This window comes from uncultured Nostoc sp., assembly GCF_964245575.1.
Classification (GTDB): domain Bacteria; phylum Cyanobacteriota; class Cyanobacteriia; order Cyanobacteriales; family Nostocaceae; genus Nostoc.
The window spans coordinates 1-4,278 of the sequence record NZ_CAXTNP010000446.1 but is presented as its reverse complement, the minus strand read 5'-3'; the positions used below and the strand labels follow the sequence as shown (position 1 = coordinate 4,278).

4 protein-coding genes are annotated in these 4,278 nt (G+C 38.8%); all 4 read right to left on the bottom strand.

Annotated elements, in window-relative coordinates:
* A partial coding sequence (locus tag ACFFAP_RS36555) for an amino acid adenylation domain-containing protein (RefSeq protein WP_375515791.1) occupies nt 1-2,681 on the bottom strand: 2,681 nt, incomplete at its 3' end.
* A 21-nt stretch (nt 2,682-2,702) separates the two neighbouring features.
* Nucleotides 2,703-3,827, bottom strand: coding sequence for a hypothetical protein (locus ACFFAP_RS36550; protein ID WP_375515790.1), 1,125 nt, complete (start codon nt 3,825-3,827; stop codon nt 2,703-2,705).
* 24 nt (nt 3,828-3,851) lie between these two features.
* Nucleotides 3,852-4,097, bottom strand: coding sequence for an acyl carrier protein (locus ACFFAP_RS36545; RefSeq protein WP_375515789.1), 246 nt, complete (start codon nt 4,095-4,097; stop codon nt 3,852-3,854).
* On the bottom strand, nt 4,094-4,278 hold a 185-nt coding region (locus ACFFAP_RS36540), incomplete at its 5' end, for a hypothetical protein (protein ID WP_375515788.1). The genes ACFFAP_RS36540 and ACFFAP_RS36545, both read right to left, overlap by 4 nt.

Genomic DNA, 4,278 nt, shown 5'->3' with positions numbered 1-4,278 from the left:
TCCCTCATCTCCCTCATCTCCCCCTGCTCCCTGCTCTCTGCCCCCCTGCCTCTTCGGAAGGGATCGGGAATAAATTTTAAGAGTGTTAAATCAGGACAGTTGCAGTAACCACGAGCAACTCCTGCGCCACCAATGTAAAGTTCCCCCGCAACGCCAATGGGAACGGGTTGCAGATTGTCATCCAGAATGTAGATTTGGGTGTTAGCGATCGGCCGTCCAATCGGCGGCATAGCTTGCCAGTCACTTGCAGAACCCTCTAAGGTAAAACTGGTGACTACATGAGTCTCCGATGGCCCGTAGTGATTTTGCAGTACACAACCCGGAAGTTTGTTGAAAAAGCTAACAACGGAGGGAGTAATTTGCAACTGTTCGCCTGCGGTAATAATTTCACGCAGATTTGTTGGATGGTATGGCGAACTATCAGCAACTTGGGCTAACTGCTGTAATGCGACAACAGGTAAAAACAGTCTTTCGATTTCTTCTTCTACAATTAACCGTAACAAAGCGTATGCATCTTGTCGCATCTCTTCAGAAATTAAGATTAACGTACCACCCACACACCAACTAGAGAACATTTCTTGATTGGAGACATCAAAACTTACAGGGGCAAATTGTAGGGTTTTTGCTTTACTGTCGGTAATCGCATTTTCAACCTGCCATGAGATCAAATTGACTAAAGAATGATGCCTCATGGCAGTTCCTTTTGGCTTGCCAGTCGAACCTGAAGTATAAATCACATAAGCTAAGTTATTTGCACTCACCTCACTAACAGGATTTTCTTGACTTTGAGTGCTAATCATCTCCCACTGTGAGTCCAAATAGATGACATGAGTTTGATGAGAGGGCAATAATTCCAGCAGTTGCTGTTGACACAACAGCACTGATACAGCAGCATCCTGCAACATATAACTCAAACGCTCTTGGGGATAATTGGGGTCTAGTGGTACATAAGCCCCACCTGCTTTCAGAATCCCCAACAGTCCTATCACCATTTCCAAGGAACGTTCCACACACAAACCGACCAGCACATCTGCTTTCACACCCACGGACTGCAAGTAGTGCGCCAACTGGTTAGCACGAGAATTTAACTGATAGTAGGTTAATTGTTGGTTTCCATACACCACTGCCACTGTATCCGGGGTGTGCTGCACTTGTGCCTCAAACAACTGATGGATACATTTATCCAGAGAATAGTCTACTTGAGTATCGTTCCATTCCACCAGTAATTGGTGTTGCTCGGCTGCCGTGAGTAGGGGTAATTCACAAATACGCTGCTGTGGTTTAGCAACAATACCTTCCAGTAAAATCTGAAAATGCCCTGCCATGCGATCGATAGTACTAGCATCAAACAAATCGGTATTATATTCCCACACCGCCATCAGCCCTTGAGGAGATTGCTCTAAAGATAAACTTAAATTAAACTTTGTCGTTTTGTTTTCTAATGGCAATGGACTCAGAGTTAAGCTTTCAAGCTCCAAGGACGATGTAGGAGCATTTTGGAACACAAACATCACCTGGAACAGTGGCGATCGGCTTAAGTCTCGCTCTGGCTGTAGTTCTTCTACTAGTTTTTCAAAAGCTAAGTCTTGATGGGCAAATGCTCCCAAAGCAACAGAGCGAACTCGACCTAGCAATTCACTAAAAGTTGGGTTCTGCGATAAATCAGTACGCAGTACCAAAGTGTTGATAAAGCACCCAATTAACCCTGATATCTCACGTCGGTTACGGTTAGCAATGGGCGATCCAACAAGGATATCTTCTTGCCCTGTATAGCGATAGAGCAAAGTTTTAAACGCTGCCAGCAGAGTCATAAACAAAGTGACATCTTGCGACTCGCTAAAGGATTTAAGTGCATCGATCAATTCTTTGGGTAAAACCCAAGAGTAATATGCACCCCGCGCAGTCGGGTTTGGTGGTTGCAAATGGTCTGTAGGCAGATGTAGTACAGGGAGGTTGCCCCTCAGCTGTTGCTTCCAGTAGTCAATCTGAGACTGTAGTATTTCGCCTTGTAGCCACTCTCGTTGCCATTGGGCAAAGTCGGCATATTGAATGGGGAGTTCAGTCAACAGTGAGGGCTTGTTGTTGGAGAAGGCTTTGTAAAGTTCTGACAATTCCTGAACGAACACACCTTGAGACCAACCATCGTAAATAATATGGTGAATAATTATCAGGAAAATATATTCTTCTTCGTTAAGATCCCAAAGCTTAACACGCAGCAAAGGCCCTTGTTCTAAATCAAAAGGTTGTTGGATTTCTTCATTAGCTTGTCGTTGCGCTTCAGCTTTTTGCTGTTCTAGAGGAAATTGTTGTAAGTTTATTATAGGTAACTTAAAGGGTGTGTATGGGGAGATTTTCTGAATCAGTTCTCCATTGGTAGTCAAAAAGGTGGTTCGCAGAATTTCATGTCTGCGTGTAATCTCACTAAGACTCTGTTCTAATGCAACTATATTAAGTGAACCTTTTAAGCGAAGAAAAGCTATATATTCGTTATAAGCAGAGCTATCAGGTTCCAGTTGATCGAGTAACCAGAAACGCTGTTGAGCAAAGGAAAGTTTCAGATTGCCCTCTCGTGGGATCTGTTGTATCGAAGACCTTTTACGAGAAGAATTTAAGACATCTCGAAATGTATTCCAGAGTTCCTCTTTACCTTGTTCAGCACTGAACTTATTGCGAATATCCATACTTTAGGTAATTATAATTTGTTATACACTTCCAACAAGATGACTTGAAATTTTTTCTGCATAGTTTTGAGAATAATTAATAGTTGTTTTTTGTCTGTTTAAAATATTCTGATGAAGTTCTTCTAAAATTTTATCAGAGTAGTCCAAATTCTTCCATTTACTGTAGGAAATTCCATAACCAAAATACTCCCATATCTCAGCATTTCTTTGTTCTGCATAGCCATAAGGCTCAAGTAAAACAATAGGTGTAGCAGATGCCAAAGAATCAATGAGAGTTCCACCGCCTGGTTTACTAATTATTGCCTTACTTTCTTTAACTAAATCATAAAATTCATGATAGCTTTTTTTATTCTTAAAGCATTTTTGATTAGAAATAGTTACCTCTCCAAAGGGAGGAAATTCATGCTCATTATTTTGATTTCTATCCCAAGGAAACCATTCAGGGTCTACCATAAAATATCTGTTTCCAGGCTTACTTTGAGTTGCTTCTTTAATTTCATAAGCAACTATATCTAACAAAAAGCCTCTGTCTTCTAGTTCAGAAATTTTACTTTGATACGTACCAATTCCCCATCCACCACCATGAACTACAAATCGATTGTTTCGTTTAGCATATGGAACCGGAGGCTGAGTTGTAACAGGAATTTCATTGACTAGTTTTTTTTGTTCCCAATTCCAGAGCCATACCTCATTATCATACTGACTATTGTTTTCATGTATTTTAAAAGTGGCTGATATATCAGCATCGATTCTACAAATATCAAGATTTAATATCTGAGGAGCAACTTGATTTCTATATTTTTCAAGAATTGGCATCCATAATCCTGACCAAACAATAAAATTTAGTCTATTTTCCTGGTTCCAAGTTTGTAAAAGGTTATCAACTAAAACTTCATCTAAGCTAGGTTGAATATCTTTAGTCATTTTATGACCCATTAAAGCTACTGAAAAGTTATTATGATAAGCCTTTTTATATTTTTTTAGCTTCTCTATACTTTCGTCTTTATAGTATCTTTCTAAAACAACAACCTCAGTATTAAGCTTTTGTTGTTTTAATTGATAATTAACAAGTAAGGCAGGAATGTAAACCCCTAAAGCTACACCCGATCCAAGAATTGTAATTATTGTCTTTTCAGTTTTTAGCATTCTAATCACTCTAACCACTCAATATTAATTTAATCGCTTCATTTTTGATAGAAATTCACTGAATGCTTTTATTGAGCTAAAATATGAAAATTCTAGTTGCTCAAAATCTATTTCTACTTTTAATTCGTTTTCAATTTTTAGCATAAAATTTATCATTTCCAGTGAATCTAATTTCACATCTTCGATAATATTAGTCGAATCAGATAATTCCTTAGAAAAACCAGGAACACCTTTTACATCTTCTAAAAGTCCTTTAATTTCGTCTATCATATCCTTTCATTCCTCACTGCCAAACCAATTCCCATATACGAAACTTCAATATCTTGATATTGATCTACATATTCGTAACATTTATACTTATCAGTATTCTTAACTTCATCCCAAACTTTTCTCACTCCCGGATACTTGATATTCGCAATATCATGAAAAGCAATGATATTTGCTTTATCTT

What these genes read in the sequence shown, in the direction of transcription:
- ACFFAP_RS36550 (WP_375515790.1), bottom strand. Translation starts at nt 3,827, where the DNA reads ATGCTAAAAACTGAAAAGACAATAATTACAATTCTTGGATCGGGTGTA.
- ACFFAP_RS36545 (WP_375515789.1), bottom strand. Translation starts at nt 4,097, where the DNA reads ATGATAGACGAAATTAAAGGACTTTTAGAAGATGTAAAAGGTGTTCCT.